A 26,537-nucleotide genomic window follows, 5' to 3' on the forward strand; every position below is an offset into this window, starting at 1 on the left:
CATGTTCTTGACGTAGTCGGCGTGACCCGGGCAGTCAACGTGGGCGTAGTGACGCTTGGCGGTCTCGTACTCGACGTGGGCGGTGTTGATGGTGATGCCGCGCGCCTTCTCTTCGGGCGAGGAATCAATCTCATCATACTTCTTGGCAGCCCCGCCAAATTTCTTCGACAGAATGGTGGTGATCGCCGCGGTCAAGGTGGTCTTGCCGTGGTCAACGTGTCCAATGGTGCCAACGTTTACGTGCGGTTTCGTCCGCTCGAATTTTTCCTTAGCCATTTCCAAGTACCCCTCAAATTTGCACAAGAACGATGCGGCTCATCACAACCAACATCCCGACTACCGCTTTAATCAAATACAGGCACGCCGCCTCAAACGGCGACCACCCAAAACCTGGTGCCCATGGGCAGGATTGAACTGCCGACCTCTCCCTTACCAAGGGAGTGCTCTGCCACTGAGCTACATGGGCTTCGGACTTACTACCAAATAAGCCCACACAAAAACTGGAGCGGGTGAAGGGAATCGAACCCTCGTCTTAAGCTTGGAAGGCTTCAGCTCTACCATTGAGCTACACCCGCATGGGGTGGGCCGTGGTTGTAAAGCCGCTAAAGCGTCAACAACCACGCTCCTCCCGCTTCGCCCTGCTCCTACTTCAAAACTGGTGGTGGGGGAAGGATTCGAACCTTCGAAGGCAGAGCCGTCAGATTTACAGTCTGATCCCTTTGACCGCTCGGGAACCCCACCCAAACGAAGCGCGAGATTATAGGGGGGTTCCCGAGGCGCTGTCAAACACCTTCACTGCAAAAACCTGTCCAGATCACACATTGAACAGGAAATTCATGACATCGCCATCCTTGACGACATATTCCTTGCCTTCCGCACGCATCTTGCCCGCTTCCTTCGCCCCTTGCTCGCCCTTGCAGGCAATGAAATCGTCGAACGCAATGGTCTGTGCCCGAATGAAGCCCCGCTCGAAATCAGTATGGATCACGCCGGCCGCCTGCGGGGCGGTGTCGCCCTTGTGGATGGTCCAAGCGCGCACTTCCTTGACTCCGGCCGTGAAATAGGTCTGCAGGCCAAGCAGATCGTAGGCCGCGCGAACCAGGCGATTGAGGCCTGGCTCGTCCCAGCCGAGTTCCTTCAGATATTCCATGCGATCTTCCGGCGACAACTCCTGCAGTTCAGCCTCGAGCGCCGCGCACACCGGAACGACCGGGGCCCCCTCCTTTTCGGCAAAGGCCTTCAGCGCGTCCAGCATCGGATTGTCGTGGAAGCCGTCCTCGCTCACATTGGCTACATATAAAGTAGGCTTGACCGTCATCAGGCACAGGGGCTTGATCGCTGCCAGCCCCTCCGCATCCAGCCCGGCGGCACGCGCGGGGCGGCCCTCATTCAACGTGGCCACCACGGGTTTGAGCGCGGCAACCATTTTCTGCGCCTCCTTGTCGCCAGCACGCGCCGGCTTCTCGTAGCGCGCCAACGCCTTCTCGGCGCTCGCCAGGTCGGCGAGCGCCAGCTCGGTGGCAATGGTTTCCACATCCGACAACGGATCGACCTTGCCTGCGACATGGATCACGTTTTCATTGTGAAAACAGCGCACCACGTGACAGATCGCGTCCGTTTCGCGGATGTTGGCGAGAAACTGGTTGCCCAGACCCTCGCCTTTGGAGGCCCCTGCCACCAGGCCGGCGATGTCGACGAACTCGACGATCGCCGGCACCACACGCTGCGGCTTGATGATCTCGGCCAGCTGCGCGATGCGCGGGTCCGGCACCTCGACCACACCGGTGTTCGGCTCGATGGTGCAGAAAGGATAGTTCTCCGCCGCGATGCCCGCCTGGGTCAGCGCATTGAACAGGGTGGATTTTCCGACGTTGGGCAAGCCAACGATGCCGCATTTGAGACTCATGGGTTTTCCAGTTTAGGTTTGACTGAGGCGGTTTTTACGGACGGATTGGTATTGGCGCGCTGGGTGGCCGCATTCCACTCGCCTTGTTCGATCAACGGCACCAGATCGAGTGCACGATCGATGGCCGCGTCGATCTCTGCCTGCTCCTCGCGCCGCGGCGGCTTGAGGACATAGTTCACGACTTCGTTGCGATCGCCCGGGTGGCCGATCCCGATACGCAGCCGCCAGTAGTCCTGCGTGCCCAGATGCGAGGTGATGTCCTTGAGGCCGTTGTGCCCGCCCATGCCGCCGCCGAACTTGAGGCGCAACTGGCCGGGCGGAATGTCGAGTTCGTCATGCACCACCAGGATCTCGCCCGGCGCAATGCGATGAAAACGCGCCAGCGCGCCGACCGCCTGGCCGGAACGGTTCATGAAGGTCTGCGGCAACAGCATCCAGATGTTTCCCGCACTGCGCCCGACAATGCCGTGAAAGCGCGATTCATGCGCCAGCGGAATGTTCCACGCCTGCGCGAGACGCGCGCAAAACCAAAACCCGGCATTGTGCCGGGTTTCTTCGTAGTCACGCCCCGGGTTACCGAGGCCGACAATCAGGCGGGGGGCCATCATGACGACTCACAACGCAACCACAGCCGGGTTGCGTCAAGACTCAAGCTGCGGGTGCAGCAGGCGTCTCAGGCGCGGGTTCGTCAGACTTCATACCCTTGGGCAGTGTGACCGTCGCCACTGCGGGATTCTCGTGCTGTACATGCGCAACAAGCTCCACGCCCTCGGGCAATACGAGGTCATTCGCATGAATGGAATGACCGATCTCCAGCGCCCCCATGTCCACAGCAATGAACTCGGGCAGATTACCCGGCAGGCAGGTCACGTCAATTTCGGTCACCACATGGCTGACCTTGCCACCACCGGTTTTAACGCCAGGGGCGCTATCCGCATTCAGGAAGTGCAGCGGGACCTTGACGTGTATTTTGTGCGTCTTGTCGACACGCTGGAAGTCGACGTGCAGCACCTGCTGCCGGTAGGGGTGCCATTGCGTATCGCGCAGCAGCACCGACTCCTTGGCGCCGTCGACATTCAGCGTCAGCACGGAAGCGTGAAAAGCCTCCTTGCGCAGCGCATGGTAAAGCGCGTTGTGATCCAGCTCGATCTGTACCGGAGCGGTCGTGCCGCCGTAGACGATGCCGGGAACCTTGCCAGCGTGACGCAGACGGCGGCTCGCACCCGTACCTTGCAATTCACGCTTGGCGGCGATGACTTCGATTTCCATAGTATTTCTCCAATTTACCTATAAAAGCCCCCGCGACCAGGGGCATTCCCAGCCCGCTATTCGATGAAGAGCGAACTGACAGAATCTTCGTTGCTGATGCGGCGGATGGTTTCTGCCAGCAATTCAGCCACCGACAGCTGCCGGATTTTCTTGCATGCGCGCGCATCGTCGCGCAACGGGATGGTATCGGTCACCACCAGTTCGTCGATCGCGGAATTCGTCACGCGTTCGGCGGCGCTGCCAGAAAGCACGGCATGCGTGCAATACGCCATCACCTTCTTGGCGCCATGCTCCTTCAGCGCATTGGCCGCTTCGCACAGCGTATTGGCCGTATCGACCATGTCATCCATGATGATGCAGGTCCGATCCTTGACGTCGCCGATGATGTGCATCACCTTCGCCACATTCGGCTTGGGGCGACGCTTGTCGATGATCGCCAGGTCGCATTCCAGCCGCTTGGCGATCGCCCGTGCCCGCACCACCCCGCCCACGTCGGGCGACACCACCATCAGGTTCGGGTGGTTGCGCTTCCAGATATCGCCCAGCAGGATCGGACTGGAATAGATGTTGTCGACCGGAATGTCGAAAAACCCCTGGATCTGGTCCGAATGCAGATCCATCGTCAGCAAGCGGTCGATTCCCACGCCCTGCAGCATGTTGGCCACCACCTTGGCGGTGATCGCCACCCGGGCCGAACGGGTGCGCCGGTCCTGGCGCGCGTAGCCGTAATACGGGATCGCCGCGGTGATGCGGGCAGCCGAGGCGCGTTTCAGCGCATCGACCATCACCATCACTTCCATCAGGGTGTCGTTGGTCGGCTGGCAGGTCGACTGCAGTACGAACACGTCCTTGCCGCGCACGTTCTCCAGTATCTCGACCATCACCTCGCCATCGGAAAACCGCGACACCGTGGCACGGCCGAGATGAATGTTCAGATGGCGTACCACGTCGCTGGCTAGACGCGGGTTGGCATTTCCGCTGAACACCATCAGGTTGTCTATGGACACACGAGTCTCCGGCGATTTGGCTGGTCCGACACAACAACAAAAACAGCCGCCACCGGCGGCTGTTCGCTTAACTGGCTGGGGAGGTAGGGATCGAACCTACGAATGTCGGAATCAAAATCCGATGCCTTACCACTTGGCGACTCCCCAATAAAATCGGGTGCTGCTCAGTCGCAGTACTCGTACAGCGGATGCCGATCGAGCCCCTGCGCCACAAAACCCTGCATCGTTTCGGGCAGTTGGCGCAACACGCCGCGCGCCGCTTCTTCCGTCCCGAACGATGCAAATACGCAGGCCCCCGAACCGGTCATCCGCGCCTCGCCGAAATTCGCCAGCCATTCGAGATGACGCGCGACTTCGGGGTATCGACTGACCACCACGGACTGCAGGTCGTTACGACCCATGCCTGCGGAAAAGGGCGCTATTTTGAGGGGTGGCGTGTTGCGTGTCAATTCCGGTACGGCAAAAATTGCTGCGGTCGGCACCTGCACCGGCGGCATCAGTACCACATACCAGGCCGGGGGGGCGCTCACCGCATGCAGGATTTCGCCCACGCCTTCGGCAAATGCGGTCTGCCCGAACACGAACACGGGCACGTCGGCCCCCAGCCGTAGTGCCAGTTCCTGGAGCGTTTTGCGCGACAAATCAACCTGCCACAGGCGATTGAGCGCCAGCAGGACCGTAGCGGCGTCCGAACTGCCGCCGCCCAGGCCGCCGCCCAGCGGCAGATTTTTATCCAGCCGGATACTCACGCCCGCTCCGGCAGGTGCATAGGCCTGTAATAGCCGCGCCGCACGAACAGTCAGGTCATCGTCCTCGGACACGCCGGGAAGGTCGCCTTCACGCACGATCCGGTCATCGTCGCGCAATTCGAGATGCACGGTGTCGCTGCGGTTGATCAGCCGAAACACGCTCTGCAGGAGGTGGTAGCCGTCGGCACGCCGGCCGATGACATGCAGGAACAGGTTAAGTTTGGCCGGGGCAGGATAGGCGTGGCTGCTCATTCGTTTTGCCAACTGTCGGCCACCAGCCGGATTTCCAAGCCTTCGCGCGCCACCACCAGCTTGCGCGGGCGCGCAGACGCATCGGCAGCATACTGCAGGTAATCGATCGTCCAGCCATCCTGCCTGAGTTGCGCAAGACGGCCCGAGGCGTCACGCGTGGCCTCGAAAGCACTGCCCGGGGCCGGGCGCGCCTGCACCCACCAGGTGAGCCCCGTGACCGGCAGTACATAACCGAGCGCCTCGCGCGTCAGGGTATCGGCATCGCGGGCGTGACGCGTGGGCTGATTGGGGACTTCGAGCGTCACGCCATCGGCGTCGCGCACGATGCGCGCCACCCCCTGCCCCAAGGGCGACGTCATCAGCAACTCGTCCCGGTCTGCCCGATGCTGCCAGCGTATCTGGCCCGACAGATTCTGCTCGCCGCCCTGCACGCCGATGCGGCCCTGCAGGGTCCAGTTGGCGAAGGACTGGGCAGGCACCTCGACGACAGGAGGAACGGAGGAAACCGATGCGCAACCGCCCAGTAGCAGCGCCAGCAGCGCTGTCGCAGATGCGGCGCGCATCAAGGCTTGAGACGGCGCAGCGTTTCCAGCAGCACCTCGTTCTGCGGGTGACTCTGCAGGCTGCTTTGCCAGAGCTTGCCCGCTTCGTCGCGCTGGCCGCTCGCCCACAGGACTTCGCCCAGATGGGCGGCGATTTCGGGGTCGGGGCGGGCCTTGAAGGCACGTTCGAGATATTCCTGCGCGCGCGACAGATTGCCCGAACGGTATTGCGCCCAGCCCACGCTATCGAGAATGAAAGGATCGTCCGGCGACAAGGTCAATGCCTTGTCGAGAAGAGTGAGGGCTTCGGAAAGGCGCTTGGTGCGATCGGCCAGCGTGTAGCCCAGCGCGTTGTAGGCTTGTGCATCCATGGGACGCAACACGATCACGCGGCGTAAATCCGCCTCCAGCACATCGAGCTTGTCGAGTTTCTCGGCCGCCATGGCATGGTCATACAGCAGATCCGCCGAATCGGGGTAACGCTTGAGCCCCTCCGACAGCACGTCATAGATCGCCGCGTACTGCTTGCTGCCGCGCAGCACTTCGGCCTGGGCCTGAATCAGCCGCACATTCTGCGCATCGTTCTCGCCCCGGGTCGCTTTCAGCAAGGCGCTCGCCTCATCCGGCCGACCGGCTCCTACCAGCAGCGCGGCCTGACGCGCACGCGCCGGCACCAGATAATTGCCGGTCTTGACCCCGGCGTAATACGCGCCGGCCGCTTCCGGTTGTTTCATCTGTTCGGCCGCCTGTCCCAGGTAGTAGTACACGGCATCCGGATCGCGCGGGTTGTATTCCAGGGTTTTCGCCAGAAAATCGTGGGCCGTCTTGGCATCGCCCATTTGCAGGGACAACAGGCCCGCCGCGAAACTCGCTTCGGCATTGCGCGGAAAATCCCGGGTCAGCCGGGTGAATTCGGCGCGGGCCTCGTCGAAATGGTTGGCGCTGACGAGAACGCGCGCGTAGGCCAGCCGAACCTCGCGGGCATCGGCATGCGCAGCCAGAAACGTCCGCATGAACGCGAGCGCGTCGGCATGCGATGTCTGGTCGAGTATCTGGGCCCGCAGCAAAGCGGCAGGCTCCCAGCCGGGACGCAGGTCATCGGCCTTCTGCAAGGCGGCGACCGCCGCCTCGTTGCGTCCGACGCTGGCCGCGGCCTGGGCCACGGCAAAGCGCGCTTCCGGCAAGGCCGGATAGCCCGCAGCCAGCCGTTCGACCAGATCCAGCCCAGCCGGCGAACCACGCGTTTTCCCTATCACGGAGGTCAGATGCAGAAAGCCATTCGCAGGATCTTTCTTCAGCAGAACGCGCAGGATGGGCTCGGCCTCGGCGAATTTGCCCTCGTTCAGCAGCAGTACCGCCATCGTCTGCTGGGCAGACTCCGAGTCCGGTTCGGCCGTCATCCACAGCTGCGTGGCCTCCAGCGCGCCGGTCGGGTTACGGGCGAACATCGAAACCTCGGCGGCACGGCGAGCAATACGGGGATCGTGCGTCTCCCGCGCGAGATCGAGGTAGGTCGACTGGGCGATGCCGATCTGGCCGCGCTGCCCGGCCACTTCCGCCACCAGGAACTTGAACAGGATATCCGGCGTAAGCGGCTGCTTGGGCAATGCGGCTTGCGCCTTGGCCGCTGCCTCTGTTGCCGGGTCGACGGCAGGCTCGGCCACCGCCTCGGCAGACAACCGAGCCTGGGATTCCAGCGTGTCAGGCGGCGGTTTGACGCCAAGCTGGCTGCACGCGGCCACGAGCGCCAGCATTGCGTAGAGAGGGAAAGTCTTGAGGAATGCCATGTTGTACCTTGTTGATCGGTTGCTTGTCACGATTCTAAGCGTTCGAGGCCTGCCTGTATGCAAGGTTCAACCTTGCCCTCTATTGCGACCGTAGCGCGTCGATGGGATCGAGCCCTGCGGCGCGCCTGGCCGGGTAAAAGCCGAAAAACACGCCGATCAGGAAAGATACGCCGACTGCCATCAGCACCGAGGCCGGCGTGACCGCTACCGGCAACCCGGCCAGCCGCTCGACCAGCCAGGCGCCGCCGATGCCGAACAGCAATCCGATTCCGCAACCGATCAGTGACAGGGTCAGCGCCTCGATCAGAAACTGCCACAATACATCGCGGCGGCGTGCGCCGATCGCCATGCGGATGCCGATCTCGCGGGTACGTTCGGTCACCGACACCAGCATGATGTTCATGATCCCGATGCCGCCCACCACCAGCGAGATGGCGGCGATCGCGCCAAGTAGCAGGCTCATGATGCGGGTGGTCGAGGCGGCGGTCTCGGCGAGGGCCGTCAGGTTGCGCACGGTAAAGTCGTCATCCTGGCCCAATCCGATCCGATGCCGGCTGCGCAACAGGTCGTTGATGGACGCTTCGGCGGCATCCATGCGTTTTTCCGACACGGCTTGCACCATGATGAAGCGGGCGCGGTTGCGCAGGGTGTTGCTGAATATCTTTTGCTGCGCGCTGCTGATCGGCACCAGCACGGTGTCGTCCTGGTCGCGCCCGTCGAGGCTCTGGCCCTTGGACGCCAGCACGCCGATCACCTCGAACGGCGCCTGCTTGATGCGGATGATCTTGCCGACGGGATCCTCGTCGCCGAACAGTTCGCGCGCCACCACGCCACCGATGACCGCCACCCGCGCGCCCCGGCGCACGTCGGCGTCGCTGAAGAAACTGCCCGACGCCATCGACCAGTTCCGCACCACGGCATAGTCCGGCGTGGTGCCGTAGACCGAGGTATTCCAGTTCACGCCGCCGTAAATCAGCTGGGCGCCACCGGGCGATACCGGCGCCGACGCCATGATGTCGGGCAGGTCGCGGATGGCGTCGGCATCGTCGAAGGTGAGCGAGGGTGCATCGCCGGTCGCCACCCGCGCGCCCCCCGACGAGACGGCGCCCGACATGATGATGAAGAGATTGCTGCCCATCGACTCGATCGAGCTGCGCACCATTGCCTGTGCACCCTGGCCGATCGCCAGCATGAGAATGACGGCCGCCACGCCGATGACCATGCCGAGCATAGTGAGGAAGCTGCGCATGCGGTGCGTGGTGAGCGCATGCCAGGCGGTCTCGAAGAGGCTGGTGAAAATCATGCAGCGACCTCAGCCTGTGCCACGTCCTCGATCACCCGGCCATCCTGGAAACGGATGCATCGACGCGCATAGGCGGCGATGTCGGCCTCGTGTGTCACCAGAACCAATGTGATGCCTTCTTCGCGGTTGAGCTGGCTGAAAAGATCCATCACCTGGCGGCTGGTTTCGCTGTCGAGATTGCCAGTCGGCTCGTCGGCAAAAATGATGCGCGGACGCGTAGCCAGCGCGCGGGCGATCGCCACCCGCTGCTGTTGGCCGCCTGACAGTTGCAACGGAGTATGGTGCGAACGCTCGCCCAGTCCCACCCGCTCGAGCATGGCCTGTGCCTGCCGGCGGCGCGCCTCGCGCCCTATGCCGGCATACATCAGCGGCAGCGCGACGTTGTCGAGCGCGGTCAGCTTGGGCAACAGGTTGAACCCCTGAAACACGAAGCCGATTTCACGGTTGCGCAAGGCGGCCAACTGATCCGAAGACAAACGGCCGACATCCTGCCCGTCGAGGTGGTAGCTGCCGCGGGTGGGCCGGTCGAGGCAGCCGAGCAGATTCATGAAAGTGCTCTTGCCCGAGCCCGACGCGCCCATGATGGCGACGAACTCGCCCTCGGCGATGCGCAGGCTCACGCCGCGCAGCGCCTGGAATACGCCGGCACCGGTCGGGTAGTCCTTTTCGAGATTCTCCACCTCGATCAGGGGCGCCCCGGGTGTCGTCATCAGAACAGGCGTCCGCGCGACGTACTGGCATTGTCTTTCTTGGCTGCCAGATCGGCCACGATCACCACATCCCCCTGCTTCAGCTTGCCGGCGACGATTTGCGTAAAGGCCTTGTCGCTGATGCCAGTCTTCACCGTCACCCGCTCCGGCTTGCCGTCGACCAACCGATACACCGCCGCGCCGCGCGGCTTGCCGGCGCCCTCGACGACGTTGCCCGCCTGAGGGCGGAAACGCAGCGCCGTCGTCGGCACCCGCAGCACGTCCGGCCGCGTCTCGACCAGCACGCGCAGGTTGGCCGTCATCCCTGGCATCAGCGCCAGATCAGGATTGGCGACATTTACCACCACGTTGTAGGTCACGACGTTCTGCGCGGTCGTGGCATTCAATCGGACCTGCCGCACCGCACCGGTGTATTCGGTATCGGGAAACGCGTCGACGCGGAACTTGACCGGTTGCCCCACCTTGATCTGCCCGATATCGGCTTCCGACACGGTTGAGTCGATCTGCATCTGCGTCAGATCCTTGCCGATCTGGAATAGCGTCGGTGTCTGGAAGCTCGCCGCGACGGTCTGGCCGACGTCGACCTGGCGGTTGATCACGGTGCCGTCGACCGGCGAACGGATGATCGAAAAGCCGAGATTGGTCTGGTCGCGCGTCACCTGCGCGCGCGCCAGCCGCACCTGCGCCGCGGCCTGGGCGCGGGCCGCCAGCGTCTGGTCGAGCTCCTGCTGCGACACGTATTCCTGCTTGAACAGCGTCTGCATGCGCGCTGCGTTGGCCTCGGCCAGATCGAGTTGTGCCTGGGCGTTGGCGAGATTGGCCGTGCTTTGCGCGAGCGCCGCCTTGAACAGCGCCGGGTCGAGCTCGGCCAGCACCTGCCCTGCTTTCACCTGCTGATTGAAGTCGGCATCGATGCGCCGCACCGTTCCCGAGACCTGGGTGCCCACGTTGACCAGTGTGACCGGGTTGAGCGTGCCATTGGCCGACACTTCGGCCGCAATGTCGCCGCGATCCACAGTCACCGTCCGGTATTGCGGTTCGGCAGGCTTACTCTTGCCGTTCCACCACCACGCGGCCGCTGCAATCACCATGACCAGCAGTACAAGCATCCCTGTTTTTTTCATCGCTTTCCTTCCTGCTGCGCCGGTTCCAACCAGTCCCAACTCAAATCCCCAATGGCCTGCGCCAGCTGCGCCCGTGCCACCCGCAAGCCCAGCCGCGTCTGCAACTGGGTCTGGCGCGCCTGGGCCAGATTGGCCTGCGCGCTCAATACATCGAGCAGGATGCCAAGCCCTGCCTGGTACCGTCCCAGCGCGAGTTTCTCGGCCGCGGCCGCGCTTTCCACCAGATCGGCGCTGCGGCTGTCCGCTTCGGTCTCGCTCTTCACGCTGTAATAGGCGCGCCACACGTCCAGCGCCACCTGGTTGGCCACCCGGTCGCGTTCCGCTGCGGCCAGGCCGGCCTGGGTTTGCGCCGCGGCGACCTGATAGGTGTTGCGATAGCCGGTGAAGAGCGGAATGGTCAGATTGATCCCCACGCTGGAGCTGGTCGCCGCCAGGGAACCGTTGTCCAGCCGTTGCGCGCCATAGAAAGCCGAGAAGCTGGGCTTGCCGGCTGCCTCGGCGCTACGCACACCAGCCTGCTGGGCAAGCACCGTGGCCTCCGCCGCACGCAGATCCGGCCGACGGCTGCGTGCGGCTTCGATCAAACCATCCACTGCCGCGCTCAGGTCCGGCGTCTGGCTGAACGCCGCCTCGCTGTCGATGACGCTGAAGCCGGTTTGCCGGGTATCGCCCATCAGCGCAGCCAGCTCGCCCTGCATCCGCGCGGCCTCGCCCTCGGCACGGATCCGCTCGATCTGGCGCTGGGTATACACAGTTTTCGCCTGCAGCCGATCCAATGGAATGGCCGTCCCCACAGCCACCCGTGCGGTGGCGGCCTTGAATGCGGCAAGCGCCGAAGCCTCGGCCTCGCGCGCGACGCTGGCCGCACCCTGTGCGGTCAGCAGATTGAAATAGGCGGTGACCGTCTGCAGATAGAGCTGGCGCACACTGTCGTCCTGGCTGGCACGTGCCGCCGCCAGCAATGCCTCGGCGGCATCGCGCTGGGCCGCACGGCCCCCGAAGTCGTACAGCAGGTATTGTGCGTCCAGCCCCAGTTGCCAGGCGTTGCGATCGTTCGGCGGCATGCGGTCCCCGGTGCGGGACACACTGCCGCTGACCGACAGGCTGGGCAGATAGGCGCTGTATGCCTGCCCCAGTTCGGCGGCGCGCAGCCGCGCCGTGAGCCAGGCGGTGCGGGTGGCCGGATTGGCGCACAGGGCGCGCTCGACCGCGCGTGCCAGCGTAATCGGGCCGGTCGGAACAGCCGTATCGCATACCGCTGCCGGGCGCAGTTCGGCCATCGGCGACGGCGGCACCCGGTCGAGTACCCCGAAGGGATCCGCAGCCGAAGCCGCGCTGCTGACCAACATCACCAGCAGCAGAGAAAATCGTGCATTCAAAGTAAGGGGGTTCTGGGGTAAAAGCGCGTTATATAGAATGCCAGTGTATCGGTTCAGTTCCCATTTGCGGGGACAAACTATCGCAGGGCATCAGCGCTTCCCCGAAACGTCTCTGTCCCTTTACCGTCGACCCCTTCCGCCCACGCCATGCCCGAATTACCCGAAGTCGAAACCACCCGCTTGGGATTGCTGCCCCGCCTGCAGCATCGCACGCTCACGCGCATCGTGGTGCGCAATCCGCGCCTGCGCTGGCCGGTGCCAGCCGATCTGGAAACGCGGCTGGGCGGGCTGACACTCAAGGGGCTCGACCGGCGCGGGAAATACCTGCTGTTCGATTTTGGTGCCGCCACCCAGATCGTCCACCTGGGCATGTCGGGCAGCCTGCGCCTGGCCGGGCCTGACGAGCCTGCCGCCCTGCACGATCACGTCGACTGGCTGTTCGACGACGGCAGCACGCTGCGATTGCGTGACCCGCGCCGCTTCGGTGCCGTGCTATGGACCGACGACGTGACGCGGCACCCGTTGCTCGTCCATCTGGGACCGGAACCGCTGACGCCGGCGTTCGACGCCGCCTACATGCACGCGCAGTGCCAACGCCGCAACGCCGCGATCAAGCAGGTCATCATGGATGCACAGGTAGTAGTGGGTGTCGGTAATATCTACGCCTCCGAGTCGCTGTTCCATGCCGGCATCCGCCCGGCGACCGCTGCGCGTCGTCTCAGCCGCCCGGCCTGCGCCCGGTTGGTCACCGCAATCAAACAGGTGCTGACAGCCGCCATTGCCGCGGGCGGCAGTTCGCTGCGCGATTACGTCGCGAGCGACGGCGAGCTGGGTTATTTTCAGTTGCAAACACGCGTGTACGACCGCGAAGGCCTGCCGTGCAAGACGTGCAGCAACCCGATCCGCCGCATCGTGCAAGGTCAGCGCGCAAGCTTCTACTGCTCCACCTGCCAGCGTTGATCTGGCAGGCACAGAATCAAGTTTTGTCATTAATATGTCGTTAAATGACAATGCCTTATCTCTGACTGGCCCCATGCAATCCACCACCCTGGTTGACGAATTCGAGCACTACAGCACTTGGCGCGAAGCCGTGTATGTGCGCGTCGAAGCGTTGCGTGACTGGCTCGACGCCCAGGAACTGAGCGACGCCGAATCCGAGATGCGGTTGAATCAGCTGCTCGGCCGCCTGCAGGAAGACAAGCTGAACGTGGCCTTCGTTGCCGAATTCTCGCGCGGCAAGTCCGAACTCATCAACGCGATCTTCTTTTCGGACTACCGGCAGCGCGTGCTGCCGTCGTCTGCAGGGCGCACGACCATGTGCCCCACCGAGCTGTTTTTCGACCCGTTGCATCGCCCTTCGTTGCGTCTGCTGCCGATCGACACCAAGACCCGCGAGGGCAGCATTGTCGACTTCAAACGCGACGCGGATGCCTGGACCGAATTCCCGCTCAACCTCGATTCAGCCGAGGAGATGAGCGCAACGCTGATGCGGCTGGCCGACACGCTCGATGTCGACGCCGCCACTGCCGAAGCGTTCGGCCTGATCAATCCCGACGACGAGGAAACCGCACGCAGCCTGGAGCGCGACGGCAGCATCGCAATTCCGCGCTGGCGCCATGCGCTGATCAATTTTCCTCACCCACTGCTGAAGCAGGGATTGGTCATCCTCGACACGCCGGGCCTGAATGCCATCGGTACCGAGCCCGAACTGACGCTCAACATGCTCCCCAACGCCCATGCGGTGCTGTTCCTGCTAGCCGCCGATACCGGCGTCACCAGGTCGGACATCGAGATCTGGCGTCAGTACATTGCGCCGGTGCAAGGGACCAGCCGCGCGCGGCTGGTGGTGCTGAACAAGATCGACGGCCTGTGGGACGAACTGAAGACGGAAGCGCAAATCGACGCTGAAATCGCCAAACAAGTCGCCAGCAGCGCAGTCTTGCTCGGCCTGCCACCAAGCCAGGTCTATCCTGTATCGGCACAGAAAGCGCTGGTTGCCAAGATTCGCAACGACGGCGCCCTGCTGGAAAAAAGCCGTCTGCCTGGGTTGGAAGCGGCCCTGACGCAGGAGCTCATTCCTTGCAAGCAGGCATTGGTCAGCGAATCGTCACAGGCTGCAGTGGAAGACGTGGTGATCAAGACCACCGAGCTATTGGAAACCCGGCTCGCCACGATCCAGGATCAGGTCGACGAACTGCAGGGTCTGCGCGGCAAGAACCGCGACGTCATCCAGCACATGATGGTCAAGGCCAACGAGGACAAGCAGCAGTTCGAGCGCGGCCTGGAGCAGTTCAATGCCTTGCGCAATGTATTCGCGACGCAGGTCGAGGCGCTGAGGCAGCGGCTGGGCATGGAGGCGCTACGCAACGAGGTCCGTCATACCCGGCAGGCGATGGAAAAAAGCCATTTCAGCGTGGGACTACGCGAGGCGATGAGCCATTTTTTCCGCCAAGTGGACGGCAACCTGGATGCGTCGGCAGAGACTATCAAGGAAATCCGCGCCATGATGACGGCGATGTACCAGAAATTCAGCGACGAACACGGTCTGGCAGCGGTCAACCCGCCCGATCACAGCCTGCACAAATATCGCAAGGAAATGGCACGGCTGGAACGCATCTTCGACGATCGCTTCAACACCGTGTTCAAGATGCTGACGGTAGGCCAGAGCCAGCTGACCGCGCGCTTTTTCGAGACGCTGGCAAGCAAGGTGGTCCAGGTATTCGAACTGGCCAACAGCGAAACCGAATCGTGGCTGAAGGCCCTGATTGCACCCATGGAAACCCAGGTGCGCGAACACAAGCTTCAACTGAAACGTCGCCTGGAAAGCGTCAGCCGCATCCATGCCGCGACCGAGACGCTGGACGAACGCATTGCCGAACTGGAAGCCTCGATCGGAACCGTGAGCGACCAGCTGGACAACCTGGCACGCATCAACCTGCGCATCGCCGATGCCCTGGCAGATGAGCTAAACAAACCCGCTCTGGCCAGAACGGCCTGAGCGATTACTTGCTGGCGGTCAGACGCAGGAATTTCTCCTGCAGTTGTTCCTTGGTTTCCGGGTAATCCGGATTGAGCGGAATGCAATCGACCGGGCACACCTCGACACACTGCGGCGTATCGAAATGACCGACGCATTCGGTGCACTTGTTGGGATCGATGATGTAAATCTCGTCGCCCTGCGAAATGGCGTCGTTGGGGCATTCAGGCAGACAGACGTCGCAATTGATGCATTCGTCCGTGATCATCATTGACATGTCATTCTCCGAGTCATATCAGTTTTTTCTTATTTTCTCACTTAATCGCCGCGCCACCAATGGGTGGACGAAAGGCGTGACGTCGCCGCCCAGTTGCGCGATCTCGCGGATCATGCTGGCCGAGATGAACATGTATTGATCCGATGGTGTGAGAAACAAGGTTTCGATGTCAGGCTTGAGATTGCGGTTCATGCCCGCCAGCTGGAATTCGTATTCAAAGTCGGACGCCGCGCGCAGCCCCCGCAGTACTGCGATCGCGCCCTGTTCGGCGACAAAATCGATCAGGAGACCGGAAAACCCTTCGACCCGCACCTGCGGAACATCGGCCAGCACGTCGCGCGTCATCGCCACCCGCTCCTCCATGGTGAAGAAAGGCCGCTTGTTGCGCGATTCGGCCACCGCGACGATGACGCAGTCGAACAGCCGCACCGCACGCCGAACCAGATCCTCGTGGCCGCGTGTGATGGGGTCGAAGGTACCGGGATAGACGGCAGTCAGCATGGATTCATCATTCCTTGATCAGTAGCGCGAAATGCGAACGCCCCGCGCGTCCGCTGCGGTGGATGATAAACCCCGGAGGCGCCACGACTGCCGTCTCCTGTTCGATATAGGCATGTCCGCCGGGCTTGAGATGGCGCGCCAGATCGGCCAGCACCGTCCCGGCCAGGCCGCTGTCGAACGGCGGATCGACGAAAATCAGGTCGAACGTCTCGCGGTTGTTCGCCAGCCACGCCAGCGCGTCGGCGCGGAGGATCTCGACCTGGTTCACTCCGAGCGCCGCACGGTTCATTTCCAGCGCACCGCCGGCCTTGAGATCGCGTTCGATCATGACGACTCGTCCCGCCCCACGCGAGGCCGCCTCGAAGCCGAGCGCGCCGCTGCCGGCAAACAGGTCCAGACATGTCCATCCCGGCAGATCCTGGCCCAGCCAATTGAACAGCGTCTCGCGCACGCGGTCGGGCGTCGGGCGCAAACCCGCGCCATCGGGGAAATCGAGCAGGCGGCGGCGGTATTGCCCGCCGATGATACGCACCCGGTTGGACGCGCCGTGCGCCCGCTGGGGTGCGGCGCGCTTAGCGAGCACTCTCTCCTCCCACGATGACCGTCACCAGCTTGTCGGGATCGATGTGACGGGCAAACGCCTGTTTCACGGTCACCACATCAACTGCATTGATTTTGTCGACCCAGGTATCCAGATAATCCAGAGGCAGCTTGTAGAAGCCCATCAGCGACAGGTATTCGAGAATCTTCTTGTTGCTGTCGATACGCAAAGGAAAGCCGCCGGTGAGGTTGTCCTTGGCCTGCTTCAGTTCCGCCTCGCTGGGGCCGTCGGCGATGAACTGCCGCAGCGTGGCCTGCGCTACTTTGAGCGCGTCGTCAGTTTGCGCCAACTTGGTCTGCAGGCCGAGCTGGAAGGGGCCGGCCTCCATCATCGGCAGGAAATAGCTATACGCACTGTAGGCATAGCCACGCTTGTCGCGCACTTCGCGCATCAGCCGCGAATCGAAGCCGCCGCCGCCCAGCACATAGTTGCCCACGAATAACGGAAAGAAATCGGGGGCGTTACGCGCTACGCCTACTGCTCCCACCAACACATGACTTTGCGTGGAGGGAAACGCAATCCGCTGCTCATTTGTCCTCGCCGGCTCAGGCTTCGGCAACGCCGAAACGGCTGCCGCACTGGACAGGCCACCCGCCAGACGAGCGGCAATGGCCTCTGCCTCGGCACGGGAGATATCGCCCATCAGCGAAATCACGGCATTGGGTGCACTGTAGTGCGTACGGTAGAACGTCTGCACATCCCCGCGCGTCAGTTTTGCGATCGCTGCCGGGTCGCCTGATTCGTCGTGGGCATAGGGATGGGTGCCATACAACGCACGATAGAACGCCTTGTCGGCCACGGTGCCCGGGTCGGCCTCCGCCTCGCGGATACCGGCAATGAGTCGCTGTTTCTCGCGCTTGATCACGGCCTGCGGGAAATCGGGCTGTTGCAGCACGCGCGCCAGAATGTCGAGCGCTGCGTCCTTCTCGGCCTGGGACGACAAGGTACGCAACGTGACGCCTCCACGATCGCGGTCGAACGTGCCGCCCAGCACGGCTCCTACATCGGCCAGGCGATGGGCGATCGCCGTATCGCTGAGACCGCCGGCTCCCTGGTCGAGGAGAATGTGGGTCAGCTGGGCTAGGCCCGCCTGGTCGCCTGGATCGCGGGCGCTGCCCGCGGGGAAGTCCACCGAGATGTCGAGGATGGGCAATTCATGGCTTTCCACGAAAATCACCTGCGTGCCGTGCGGCGTTTGCCAGTGTTGGATGGCCAACGCTGCCTGCGCCGACAGAGGCAGGCTCAGCAATAGCGCGATACAAAAGGCCTTAATTGTCATGGCGGACTCCCGGCACCGCTGGGCGGCGCGTCTGGGGTTGCAAAGCTTGCGGGTCGAGTATGCCTACGCTCAACTGGTCATCCTGCAGCCATTGCTTTGCTGCGGCCTGCACCTCTCCGGCGCTCACCGCGCGCAATTTGTCGACCCTGTGCGCGAGCGCCTCGGGCGGCAGGCCCGCGGTCACGTATTCGCCCAGTTGCATCGCCTGGTAAAACAACGAGTCGCGCTGGTAGACGTCGGCCGCAATGACTTGCGCCTTCACCCGGGCGAGTTCCGCTTCGCTGACACCATCGCGCTGGATACGTTCGACCTGGCCACGTATGGCTTTTTCGAGTTCATCCGCCGTCTTGCCCGGCGCTGGCGTCGCGTCGATCATGAACATGCCCGGACCGCGCGAAACGGCGTCGTAGCCGGCACTCGTGCTCACTGCGATCTGCTGCGTCTTGACCAGCGATTTCTGCAGGCGCGCCGAGTCGTTCCCGGAGAGCACACCCGCGAGTATCTGCAGCGCATAGGGCGCGGTATCCTTTTCCCAGTCCTTGAGGATCGGCGCATGCCAGGCCATCAGCAGATAGGGAACCTTCGCCGGAACCTTGACCACGACGCGCTTCTCGCCGATCTGCGCGGGCTCGTCCTGCGGCTTGCGCACCGGCAACACACGGGCGGGAATCACTCCGAAATACCGCTTCGCCATGGCGATCACGTCGTCCGATTTCACATCGCCGGCCACTACGAGGGTCGCATTGTTCGGTACATACCAGCGGGCGTACCAATCGCGTGCTTCCTGCGCGGTCATGTGCTGGAGATCGTCCATCCAGCCGATGACGGGACGGCGATAAGGGCTCTCCTGGTAGGCCGTCGCCATCAGGCGTTCATATACCACCGACTGCGGCTGGTCGTCGGTGCGCAGCCGGCGTTCCTCCATCACCACCTGCATTTCCTTGGCGAACAGATCATCGCGGATGACGAGGTTGGCCATGCGGTCGGATTCCAACTGCATCGCCAGCTCCAGCCGGTCTTTCTGCATCTGCTGGAAATACGCCGTATGGTCGCGGTTGGTGAACGCGTTCTCGCGCCCGCCCGCGGCGGCAATGCGCTTGGAGAATTCGCCCGGCGGCACCATATTCGTGCCGCGAAACATCATGTGCTCCAGCACATGTGCCACCCCGGTGGTACCGTTGAATTCGTCCATCGATCCGGCGCGATACCATACCTGCGACACCATCACCGGTGCCCGATGATCTTCCTGTACGATCACCCGCATACCATTGTCCAGCGTGACGTCCGTCACCGCCGCCTGCGCGCTGCCCACCATCAGCAGCGCCAGCAGCATTCCCCGCATGCCGAGCATGTTTCCACCTCTTGTTGAATGAGTCCGAATGATAAGCCGTAGCCGAATGATAAGATTAGGCGTCCGTCAAACAGCTATGCTGACTGCCTTTATCCGTGTTTAGTTTCTTCAAGCCCAAACCGCCTGCTGCCGAACCGGCCACGCCTGCCACGCCGGTCGAGTCCGCACCCCTGCCAGTTGAGTCGCGTCCCGGCTGGGCGCAGCGGCTGAAGCAGGGTCTCGCCAAGACCCGCGATCGGCTGGGCGGCCAGCTGGCCGGCCTGTTCGGCGTCGGCCGCAAAATCGATGCCGAGCTGTTCGAGGAACTCGAGACCATCCTGATCACGGCCGATGTCGGCGTGGACGCGACCCAGGCCCTGCTCGACACCCTGCAAAAAAAAGTCAGACGTGAAAACCTGACCGAGGCCTCCGACCTGCAGGCGGCCCTGAAGCAAGCGCTGGTCGACCTATTGACCCCGCTGCAGGCACCACTCGACGTCACCCCGCACAAGCCCTTCATCCTCATGCTGGCGGGCGTCAACGGCGCCGGCAAGACCACCACCATCGGCAAGCTCGCCAAGCTGTACCAGTCGCAGGGCCTGTCGGTGCTGCTGGCGGCCGGCGACACCTTCCGCGCAGCCGCGCGCGAACAGTTGCAGGTCTGGGGCGAGCGCAACAACGTGACGGTGGTAAGCCAGGAAAAAGGCGATTCCGCCGCGGTGATTTTCGACGCCATCCAGGCCGCGCGCGCGCGCAACATCGACGTGGTGCTGGCCGACACCGCGGGCCGCCTGCCGACGCAGCTCCATCTGATGGAAGAGATCAGGAAGGTCAAACGGGTGATCGAGAAAGCGATTCCCGGCGCGCCGCACGAAGTGTTGCTGGTGCTCGACGCCAACACGGGCCAGAACGCCGTCACCCAGGTCAAGGCCTTCGACGATGCACTCGGCGTCACCGGCCTGGTGCTGACCAAGCTCGACGGTACCGCCAAGGGCGGCGCCATCGCCGCGATCGCCCACGCTTGTTTAGCACGGCCGCGGTCGATCCCGGTCCGTTATATCGGCGTCGGCGAGACCGTGGACGACCTGCGCCCCTTCGATGCGCGCGAATTCGTCGAGGCGGTGTTTACTGCATGATCAGCTTCAACCAGGTCACCAAACGCTACCCCGGCGGCCATGAGGCCCTGTCCAACGTCAGCCTTGCCATCGAGCAGGGCGAACTGGTTTTCCTGACCGGCCATTCCGGCGCCGGCAAGAGCACCCTGCTGAAGCTCATCGCCGCCATCGAGCGCCCCACCAGCGGCGTGGTGTCGGTCAGCGGCCAGAATGTCAGCCGCCTGTCGCGCCGTGCGGTGCCCTATCTGCGCCGCAATATCGGCCTGGTGTTCCAGGATCACAAGCTGCTGTTCGACCGCAGCGTGATCGACAACGTGGTGCTGCCGCTCGACATCGCCGGCTTCGACCGTCGCGAGTCGCTCAAACGCGCCCGTGCGGTGATCGACAAGGTCGGCCTGCTCAACCGCGAGAAGGCCAATCCCGTCAGCCTGTCGGGCGGCGAGCAGCAGCGCCTGTGCATCGCCCGCGCGCTGGTCTCCCGCCCCGCGCTGTTGCTGGCCGACGAACCGACCGGCAACCTCGACGCCGGCTACGCAGCTGACATCATGGCCATGTTCCGCGATTTCCATCAGGTCGGCACTACCCTGGTGATCGCCACTCACGACGAACGCGCCATCACGGCGCTGGGCGGACGCACGCTGCATCTGGATCACGGCAGAATCGGCGAGGTGCCGGCATGATCGGCTGGATGCGCCACCACAAACACGCGCTCGGCACCGCCTTGCATCGGCTGCGTATCCAGGCGTTCACGGCACTGCTGACCGCGCTGGCCATGGGCGTGGCGATCAGCCTGCCCAGCGGGCTGTATCTGGGACTGGAGAATCTCAGCCGAGTGGCAGGCGAACTGCCGGCGCAGCCGGAGATCAGCCTGTTTCTTGACGCTGGAGCGTCTCCCGAACAAAAACAGGCCATCGCCACTCGGCTCAAGCAGCCCGATATTGCCCAAGCCCGCTTCGTACCCAAGGACGAGGCGCTGGCCACCCTGAGCGCTTCACAGGATCTGGCTGACATCACGGCCGGCCTGACGGAGAACCCGTTGCCGGACGCCTGGATCGTGCGGCCCCAGGCCACGTCACGCGACGCGCTGGTACGTATTTCCGACGGTCTGCGCAAAATGCCGGGGATCGCCGAAACCCATCTCGACAGCCAATGGGCAGAGCGCCTGCAGGCCGCGCTCGCCATCGGACATACTGGGGTCTGGCTGCTGGCTGGATTGTTTGCCATTGCCTTGATCGCCATCTCGGGCAATGCCATCCGTGCCCAGGTGCTGGCCCGGCGCGACGAAATCCTGGTCAGTCGCTTGATCGGCGCCACTGACCGCCATATCCGCCGCCCGTTCCTCTACCTGGGCGCGCTACAAGGCTTGTTCGGCGGACTTGCAGCCGGTGGCGTGCTGGCGGTGGCGGGCACAATCCTGCGTGAGCCGGTCGAACATCTGGCGGTCCTTTATGGGTCGACATTTCATCTGCTTCCACCGGACGGGGCCGAAATCGCCATGGTGCTTGGACTGACCACGCTATTCGGCTGGCTAGGCGCCTGGCTCTCGGTGACGCGGAGCCTGCATCAGGTCGAAGCGACACGCTGATTTCCCCTTGTTTTCCCACGCCGGGGAACCCAGCCCGGCCTTAGCACTCTTAGGATGAGAGTGCTAAAATGTTTAAAAGGGGGTTTTACACGCATGAATCAATCGATGTCTTTACCCATTCCCGCGGCTTATAGCCTGGATAGCTATATTCAGACCGTCAACCGCTATCCCATGCTCAGTCTGGAGGATGAGCAGAAGTTTGCGCGTGCCTGGCACGACAAGCAGGATGTCGAAGCCGCCCGTCAGTTGGTTGTCTCGCATCTCCGCGTGGTCGTGAGCGTGGCGCGGCACTACCTCGGCTACGGCCTGCCGCACGCCGATCTCATCCAGGAAGGCAATGTCGGCCTGATGAAAGCCGTGAAACGCTTCGACCCGGACCGGGGCGTGCGTCTGGTGTCGTTCGCGCTGCACTGGATCCGCGCCGAAATCCACGAATATGTCCTGAAGAACTGGCGTCTGGTCAAGGTGGCGACCACCAAGGCGCAGCGCAAGCTGTTCTTCAACCTGCGCAGCCTGAAACAGTCGCTCAATGCCTTGACGCTCAAGGAAGCCGACGCCATGGCCCGCGAACTCAATGTCAGCCGCAAGGACGTACTGGAGATGGAAACGCGCCTGTCGGGGCACGATGTGTCGATCGACCCGACCATGGACGATGGCGAGGAAAGCTACAGCCCACTTGCCTATCTGGCGAGCCCGGACGAAAACCCTGCCCAGTTGCTGGAACGCGAGCAGACCGAACAATTGCGGCACAAAGGGCTGGCCAACGCACTGGAAGATCTTGACGAACGCAGCCGCCACATTATCCAGGCACGCTGGCTGACCGAGGGTGAGACCGCCACGCTGCACGAACTGGCTGCTGAATATGGCATCTCTGCTGAACGCATCCGCCAGATCGAAGCGCGTGCCCTGCAGAAAATGCGCGCCGCGATTCCCGCATAAGGTTTGCCTTTCCCCAATGACAAGGCCCCGCAATTGCGGGGCCTTGTCATTGGGGAATGGTTGATCAGAAAAACGAGCCGATCAGTACCGAAAAAATGCTGATCCAGGCCCAGACGATCAATCCCGTTACCACGACCATGGGAAAACCTTGAAAAGTCAAAAGCTGTTTCATTGTGCGTGCTCCATTAAAGTTGGTGAATTTTAATTGACTTGCGCCGTTTTGGGTACGTGTTCGCTCTTTATTGCCCTATGAATCCTCGTGCTTGCCGCTCGGGCGGCGCGTAGGAAGCAGGGGATCATCGTCGTCCATCAGAATACGTTCGGCAGGCCCTTCCAGATCGTCGAACTGGCCGCTTTTGATCGACCAGAACACGCCGAGGGCGATCAGCAACACGAATATGCCGGATAGCAAGAACAAGAACCCCAGGGTGCTGTTCATGGCATCACCAACTCCTGCGTATGCTGATAATGCAGCGTGTTTTGCCGCGAAAGGCGGAGTTCGGCCAGCCAGCGGCCGCTCGCAGGCACCCGCAGCACGCCGCCATACACGCCTGCATCAAGCTCCGGCAACGGAACAGTGAGCGTGGCCTGGATGGCGCCGGGACGATACAAGCGCAACTCGGCTACGACGCGGTCGACCGGCAAGCCGGTGTGATTCCGGACGCGGACTCGGATCGTCCGGACGGATTCGGCGCCGTCCAGGCCACTGACGTCAACGTCCCAGCCCAGCTCGGCCTCACGGTGCGCCTTGGAGAGCTCCGACGAAATCGCCGTGGCCGCCTCCTGATTGTGGGGAACGACGCCTGAGAATCCGCTATACACCGGCCCCCCATTGCTACCCAACCACCAGCGCCCGATCGGCTCGGGCAATCCTTTGTTTGCGATGTAGAGAAATCCTCCCATGAGCACCGTAAGTCCCGCAAAGAAAAGCATGAGCAGCTTGGGCGCCCAATGCATGCGGCCGCCACGCCGTCGGAACAAGGTCAGGGCAAACAGCACCAGTGCGGTCGCGAAGAAAACCGAGATATGGATGGCTACCACATCCAGCCCGGGCCAATGGCCGACGATGAGGACGAAATAGGCGACCAGCGGAATGCCGCCCGCCAGCACCGCCCGCAGGATGGGCGGCAGGCTGCGGACCAGCCCCCCCATGGCGTACAGGACGAGCACAGCGGCCAGCCCGCCAAACAGGGTGATCACTGTATTAATCATGCGCTTCTTTCGGGCTGTCAAATCGAACGGTTTCCGAACGCGCCTCACCCGGTTTGCCTTTCGGCGTGATGAGCAGTTCGAAATGATGGGTGTGTTCTGCCAGTTCAGGCGCCAGACGCACGCTGGCCTGAACGAGCCCGCTGTGCCCGGGCTTGATCGTGATTTCGCGGAAACTCCCCAGATCAAGCGCGCCAGCCGGTATGCCGCTTGCGCTGATCTCGTAGGTCTGGTCCTGCGCCGCCTTGTTGGTGATGCGGACCTGATATCGATTGCGGATGTCCCCGTTCGACAACACGACGTACAAGGGCTGCCGAATCTGGTTGACCGCACGGTCGTAGCTACCGCGGGTGCCGATGCTGTAGGCGAGATACGCGCTCATCAGAATCAGGGCCGCGCCATAGCCGATGGTTTTCAGACGCTTCCATTCCACCCTTGGCGCAGTCGGTTCGGGTGCGGCCAGATTCTTTTCCGAGTCGTAGCGGATCAGGCCCCGGGGGAAGCCGAATGAATCCATGATGGTGTTGCAGGCATCGATGCAAAGCCCGCACGAAATGCATTTGTATTGGAGCCCGTCGCGGATATCGATGCCGGTCGGGCATACCTGCACGCACAGTCCGCAATCGACGCAATCGCCCAAACCTTTTTCGTGCCGCTCTGCCAGTGCGCGCTCCCCGGCGCTCAGGCTAGCCTGGCGACGATCGACCGCTACCGGCTCGGCGCTTTCCGCGCGACGCCGTTCGACGACGATACCCCGCCCCGCACGCACCGTGGCTCGCCCATGCGCCCCTTCACCCCGTCTCGCGTCGTAATGCACGGCCAGGGTTTCGGGTTCGTACATCACGCTCTGGAAGCGTCCATACGGGCAGACATAGGTACAGATCTGCTCGCGCATCAACCCGGCCGCGGCGTAGGTGGAAATCGTGAGGATGCTGACGGTGATATAGGCAGCGGCAGCTGCCTGGCCGGTGAAAAAGTCCAGCACCAGCTGCGGCGCATAGGCATAGTAGATCACGAATGTCATGCCCGTCCAGAACGATGCCAGCACCCACAGGGCATGCGTGCCGCCGACCTTGAGCAGCTTTTCACGATTCCATGGCTGGCGGTAGAGACGCACACGTGCGGGCCGTTCGCCCTGAATTTTATGTTCGATCCAGATGAAGAAATCAGTCCACAGCGTCTGGAAACAGAAGTATCCGCAAAACGCGCGTCCCACCAGCCCGGTGACGAAGAAAAGCAGGATGGCAGCGATGAACAGCAGCAGCGCCAGCCAGACGACGTCCTGCGGATAGACCGTGAGACCGAAGATCAGGAAGCGCCGTCCCGGCAGATCAAACAGGACAGCCTGGGATGGGGCATCGAGCCGCGACCACGGCAGCCACGGCAGCAGAAAATAGATCGCATACGCCAGCAGCAGTACCGTCGTCTTGAAACGACGAAACCGCCCCTTCACCGAGCGGGTAAAAATCGGAATACGCTTCTGGTAAAGCCCTAGCTGTTCTTCTAAGCCTGTTTGCATGGTGTGGCCATTGGATCCGCGGGAAGCAAAAGCCCCCGTGAACGGGGGCTTTGCTCATCTCAGTCTGCAGTTTTATTGCCCACCGCCCAGTTCATGGACATAGACCGTCAAAACCTTGATCTGTTCAGGTGAAAGACGTCCAGCCCACGCTGGCATCACACCCTTGTTGAGGCCGCTGGCGATGACGCTGCGAATGGCTGCGACTTTTCCTTCCGCGCTGCTTGCTGCGGGCACGTTGGCCCACAGCCAGATATTGTCAGTCAGGTTTGCCGAACCGATCTCCTTGCGCCCCTTGGCGTCGGCGCCATGACAGTAGTAACAGGCCGCGGTTTCGCTATGGAACAGGGCATTGCCGGCAGCCGCCCTGGTTGCGTCATGGCCAATTCCCGAAAGACTGGCCACGTAATTGGCCAGCTGGTCGATCTGCTCGGGCGAGAGCACCTCGCTGAAGGTCGGCATGTAGCCATGACGGCCGCCCGTGATCGTTTCATGAATCTTGTCGAACGAACCGCCATACAGCCAGTCGTCGTCGGTCAGGTTGGGAAAGAAGCCCACCACGCCTTGGCCGCCCGCCTGGTGACAGGGCGCGCAGTTGTCGGAGAAGAGCGCCTTGCCCGCCGACAGGATGAAGCCGTTCATGTCCGGATCCTTGGCGACCTGGGCATAGGACATGGCCGCGACCTTGTCGAAATAGGGCTTTTGCGCGATCGCAGCTCGATTCATGTCCTCAAGCAGAAGCGCACGGGTATTCCAGCTGTGCGTCTTGGTCTCGCCATTGCTGTTGACGTAGGTGATGTTCGACAGACCGCCTATCCAGCCTTTGCCGAACGGCCAGGACGGGTAGATCGTCCAGTACACGAGGGCGAACACCACCGTGACGTAGAACGTGTAGACCCACCAGACCGGCAGTGGATTGTTGTATTCCTGCAGGTCTCCATCCCAGGCATGGCCCGTGGTTTGCACAGTTTGAGATTGTAGTTTTTGCTCGCTCATTGCTTGTCCTTCGTGTCTTCCTGATCGTCCAGGAACGGTATGTTGCGGTAGGACTCGAGTTGATCGCTCCGCTTCTTGCTACCGTAGGCGTAGATCACGATGCCGATAAAGGTGACGAAAAAGATGACCAGGCCAAGGGGTTTGGTGTTTTCGGGTTTCGAAAACCACATCAATAAGTCCATTT

At 62.5% G+C, this 26,537-nt stretch carries 28 protein-coding genes and 4 tRNA genes; 6 read left to right on the top strand and 26 right to left on the bottom strand.

The window, feature by feature from the left end:
* The 16 genes from B058_RS17320 to B058_RS16965 all read right to left on the bottom strand — a co-directional run.
* A partial coding sequence (locus B058_RS17320) for a GTP-binding protein (RefSeq protein WP_018507898.1) occupies positions 1-276 on the bottom strand: 276 nt, incomplete at its 3' end.
* A gap of 115 nt (positions 277-391) precedes the next feature.
* A tRNA-Thr gene (locus B058_RS0112655) sits at positions 392-466 on the bottom strand.
* Between the two features lie 35 nt (positions 467-501).
* Positions 502-575 (bottom strand) — tRNA-Gly (locus B058_RS0112660).
* Between the two features lie 81 nt (positions 576-656).
* Positions 657-741 (bottom strand) — tRNA-Tyr (locus B058_RS0112665).
* Positions 742-814: 73 nt separating this feature from the next.
* On the bottom strand, positions 815-1,906 hold the full coding sequence (gene ychF, locus B058_RS0112670; protein WP_018508858.1) for a redox-regulated ATPase YchF: 1,092 nt from the start codon (positions 1,904-1,906) through the stop codon (positions 815-817).
* The gene (pth, locus tag B058_RS0112675; RefSeq protein ID WP_018508859.1) at positions 1,903-2,514 is read right to left on the bottom strand and encodes an aminoacyl-tRNA hydrolase; all 612 of its coding nucleotides are present in this window, start codon (positions 2,512-2,514) and stop codon (positions 1,903-1,905) included. Before pth ends, ychF begins: the two co-directional genes overlap by 4 nt.
* Before the next feature lie 40 nt (positions 2,515-2,554).
* Positions 2,555-3,175, bottom strand: a complete 621-nt coding sequence (locus B058_RS0112680) for a 50S ribosomal protein L25/general stress protein Ctc (protein WP_018508860.1) — start codon at positions 3,173-3,175, stop codon at positions 2,555-2,557.
* Between the two features lie 56 nt (positions 3,176-3,231).
* Positions 3,232-4,182, bottom strand: coding sequence for a ribose-phosphate pyrophosphokinase (locus B058_RS0112685; RefSeq protein ID WP_026240893.1), 951 nt, complete (start codon positions 4,180-4,182; stop codon positions 3,232-3,234).
* A 72-nt stretch (positions 4,183-4,254) separates the two neighbouring features.
* Positions 4,255-4,329, bottom strand: a tRNA-Gln gene (locus B058_RS0112690).
* A 17-nt stretch (positions 4,330-4,346) separates the two neighbouring features.
* On the bottom strand, positions 4,347-5,183 hold the full coding sequence (gene ispE, locus B058_RS0112695; RefSeq protein WP_018508862.1) for a 4-(cytidine 5'-diphospho)-2-C-methyl-D-erythritol kinase: 837 nt from the start codon (positions 5,181-5,183) through the stop codon (positions 4,347-4,349).
* Entirely contained in the window at positions 5,180-5,746 is a 567-nt protein-coding gene (gene lolB / locus B058_RS0112700) for a lipoprotein insertase outer membrane protein LolB (RefSeq protein WP_018508863.1), read from the bottom strand. Before lolB ends, ispE begins: the two co-directional genes overlap by 4 nt.
* Positions 5,746-7,512, bottom strand: a complete 1,767-nt coding sequence (locus B058_RS0112705; protein ID WP_026240894.1) for a tetratricopeptide repeat protein — start codon at positions 7,510-7,512, stop codon at positions 5,746-5,748. Before B058_RS0112705 ends, lolB begins: the two co-directional genes overlap by 1 nt.
* Before the next feature lie 79 nt (positions 7,513-7,591).
* The gene (locus tag B058_RS0112710) at positions 7,592-8,815 is read right to left on the bottom strand and encodes an ABC transporter permease (protein ID WP_018508865.1); all 1,224 of its coding nucleotides are present in this window, start codon (positions 8,813-8,815) and stop codon (positions 7,592-7,594) included.
* Entirely contained in the window at positions 8,812-9,525 is a 714-nt protein-coding gene (locus tag B058_RS0112715; protein ID WP_018508866.1) for an ABC transporter ATP-binding protein, read from the bottom strand. Before B058_RS0112715 ends, B058_RS0112710 begins: the two co-directional genes overlap by 4 nt.
* Entirely contained in the window at positions 9,525-10,649 is a 1,125-nt protein-coding gene (locus tag B058_RS0112720) for an efflux RND transporter periplasmic adaptor subunit (RefSeq protein ID WP_018508867.1), read from the bottom strand. The genes B058_RS0112715 and B058_RS0112720 overlap by 1 nt, the downstream gene beginning before the upstream one ends.
* Positions 10,646-12,028, bottom strand: a complete 1,383-nt coding sequence (locus tag B058_RS16965; protein WP_157265867.1) for a TolC family protein — start codon at positions 12,026-12,028, stop codon at positions 10,646-10,648. Before B058_RS16965 ends, B058_RS0112720 begins: the two co-directional genes overlap by 4 nt.
* A 147-nt stretch (positions 12,029-12,175) precedes the next feature.
* On the opposite strand from B058_RS16965, the gene mutM reads away from it, so the two are divergent.
* Entirely contained in the window at positions 12,176-12,988 is an 813-nt protein-coding gene (mutM, locus tag B058_RS0112730) for a bifunctional DNA-formamidopyrimidine glycosylase/DNA-(apurinic or apyrimidinic site) lyase (protein ID WP_018508869.1), read from the top strand.
* A 73-nt stretch (positions 12,989-13,061) separates the two neighbouring features.
* Positions 13,062-15,026 (top strand): dynamin family protein, encoded by a 1,965-nt coding sequence (locus tag B058_RS0112735; protein ID WP_018508870.1) that lies wholly within the window; start codon positions 13,062-13,064, stop codon positions 15,024-15,026.
* Positions 15,027-15,030: 4 nt separating this feature from the next.
* Here B058_RS0112735 and B058_RS0112740 read toward each other — a convergent pair whose 3' ends face one another.
* The 5 genes from B058_RS0112740 to B058_RS0112760 are packed head-to-tail and all read right to left on the bottom strand — an operon-like array spanning position 15,031 to position 19,014.
* Positions 15,031-15,282, bottom strand: a complete 252-nt coding sequence (locus B058_RS0112740; RefSeq protein ID WP_026240896.1) for a YfhL family 4Fe-4S dicluster ferredoxin — start codon at positions 15,280-15,282, stop codon at positions 15,031-15,033.
* Positions 15,283-15,300: 18 nt separating this feature from the next.
* On the bottom strand, positions 15,301-15,783 hold the full coding sequence (coaD, locus tag B058_RS0112745) for a pantetheine-phosphate adenylyltransferase (RefSeq protein ID WP_018508872.1): 483 nt from the start codon (positions 15,781-15,783) through the stop codon (positions 15,301-15,303).
* Positions 15,784-15,790: 7 nt separating this feature from the next.
* Positions 15,791-16,366: a 16S rRNA (guanine(966)-N(2))-methyltransferase RsmD gene (gene rsmD, locus B058_RS0112750; RefSeq protein ID WP_026240897.1), complete on the bottom strand. Its 576-nt coding sequence runs from the start codon at positions 16,364-16,366 to the stop codon at positions 15,791-15,793.
* Positions 16,356-17,663, bottom strand: a complete 1,308-nt coding sequence (locus B058_RS0112755; protein WP_026240898.1) for a M16 family metallopeptidase — start codon at positions 17,661-17,663, stop codon at positions 16,356-16,358. The genes rsmD and B058_RS0112755 overlap by 11 nt, the downstream gene beginning before the upstream one ends.
* Positions 17,653-19,014, bottom strand: coding sequence for a M16 family metallopeptidase (locus tag B058_RS0112760; protein WP_051082122.1), 1,362 nt, complete (start codon positions 19,012-19,014; stop codon positions 17,653-17,655). Before B058_RS0112760 ends, B058_RS0112755 begins: the two co-directional genes overlap by 11 nt.
* 95 nt (positions 19,015-19,109) lie before the next feature.
* Between B058_RS0112760 and ftsY the strand changes: the two genes are divergently transcribed.
* The 4 genes from ftsY to rpoH all read left to right on the top strand — a co-directional run bounded on the left by ftsY (position 19,110) and on the right by rpoH (position 22,632).
* Positions 19,110-20,129: a signal recognition particle-docking protein FtsY gene (ftsY, locus tag B058_RS0112765; protein WP_018508876.1), complete on the top strand. Its 1,020-nt coding sequence runs from the start codon at positions 19,110-19,112 to the stop codon at positions 20,127-20,129.
* Positions 20,126-20,788 carry a cell division ATP-binding protein FtsE gene (gene ftsE / locus B058_RS0112770; RefSeq protein WP_018508877.1) on the top strand — a complete coding sequence of 221 codons (663 nt, stop codon included), beginning with the start codon at positions 20,126-20,128 and terminating at the stop codon, positions 20,786-20,788. The genes ftsY and ftsE overlap by 4 nt, the downstream gene beginning before the upstream one ends.
* An 8-nt stretch (positions 20,789-20,796) precedes the next feature.
* Positions 20,797-21,693 (top strand): permease-like cell division protein FtsX, encoded by an 897-nt coding sequence (gene ftsX / locus B058_RS0112775; RefSeq protein WP_245539307.1) that lies wholly within the window; start codon positions 20,797-20,799, stop codon positions 21,691-21,693.
* A gap of 93 nt (positions 21,694-21,786) precedes the next feature.
* On the top strand, positions 21,787-22,632 hold the full coding sequence (gene rpoH / locus B058_RS0112780; RefSeq protein WP_026240900.1) for an RNA polymerase sigma factor RpoH: 846 nt from the start codon (positions 21,787-21,789) through the stop codon (positions 22,630-22,632).
* A 247-nt stretch (positions 22,633-22,879) separates the two neighbouring features.
* Here rpoH and ccoS read toward each other — a convergent pair whose 3' ends face one another.
* The 5 genes from ccoS to B058_RS0112810 form a co-directional block, all read right to left on the bottom strand.
* Positions 22,880-23,071 (bottom strand): cbb3-type cytochrome oxidase assembly protein CcoS, encoded by a 192-nt coding sequence (gene ccoS, locus B058_RS0112790; RefSeq protein ID WP_018508881.1) that lies wholly within the window; start codon positions 23,069-23,071, stop codon positions 22,880-22,882.
* On the bottom strand, positions 23,068-23,844 hold the full coding sequence (locus B058_RS0112795; RefSeq protein ID WP_245539308.1) for a FixH family protein: 777 nt from the start codon (positions 23,842-23,844) through the stop codon (positions 23,068-23,070). Before B058_RS0112795 ends, ccoS begins: the two co-directional genes overlap by 4 nt.
* A complete protein-coding gene (locus B058_RS0112800) occupies positions 23,837-25,360 on the bottom strand; it encodes a 4Fe-4S dicluster domain-containing protein (protein ID WP_040724483.1) in 1,524 nt (507 codons plus the stop codon). Before B058_RS0112800 ends, B058_RS0112795 begins: the two co-directional genes overlap by 8 nt.
* Positions 25,361-25,432: 72 nt before the next feature.
* Entirely contained in the window at positions 25,433-26,353 is a 921-nt protein-coding gene (gene ccoP / locus B058_RS0112805; protein ID WP_026240902.1) for a cytochrome-c oxidase, cbb3-type subunit III, read from the bottom strand.
* Positions 26,350-26,535: a cbb3-type cytochrome oxidase subunit 3 gene (locus B058_RS0112810; RefSeq protein ID WP_018508885.1), complete on the bottom strand. Its 186-nt coding sequence runs from the start codon at positions 26,533-26,535 to the stop codon at positions 26,350-26,352. Before B058_RS0112810 ends, ccoP begins: the two co-directional genes overlap by 4 nt.
* Between the last annotated feature and the right edge of the window lie 2 nt (positions 26,536-26,537).

It is taken from the genome of Thiobacillus thioparus DSM 505, from assembly GCF_000373385.1.
Lineage (GTDB): Bacteria > Pseudomonadota > Gammaproteobacteria > Burkholderiales > Thiobacillaceae > Thiobacillus > Thiobacillus thioparus.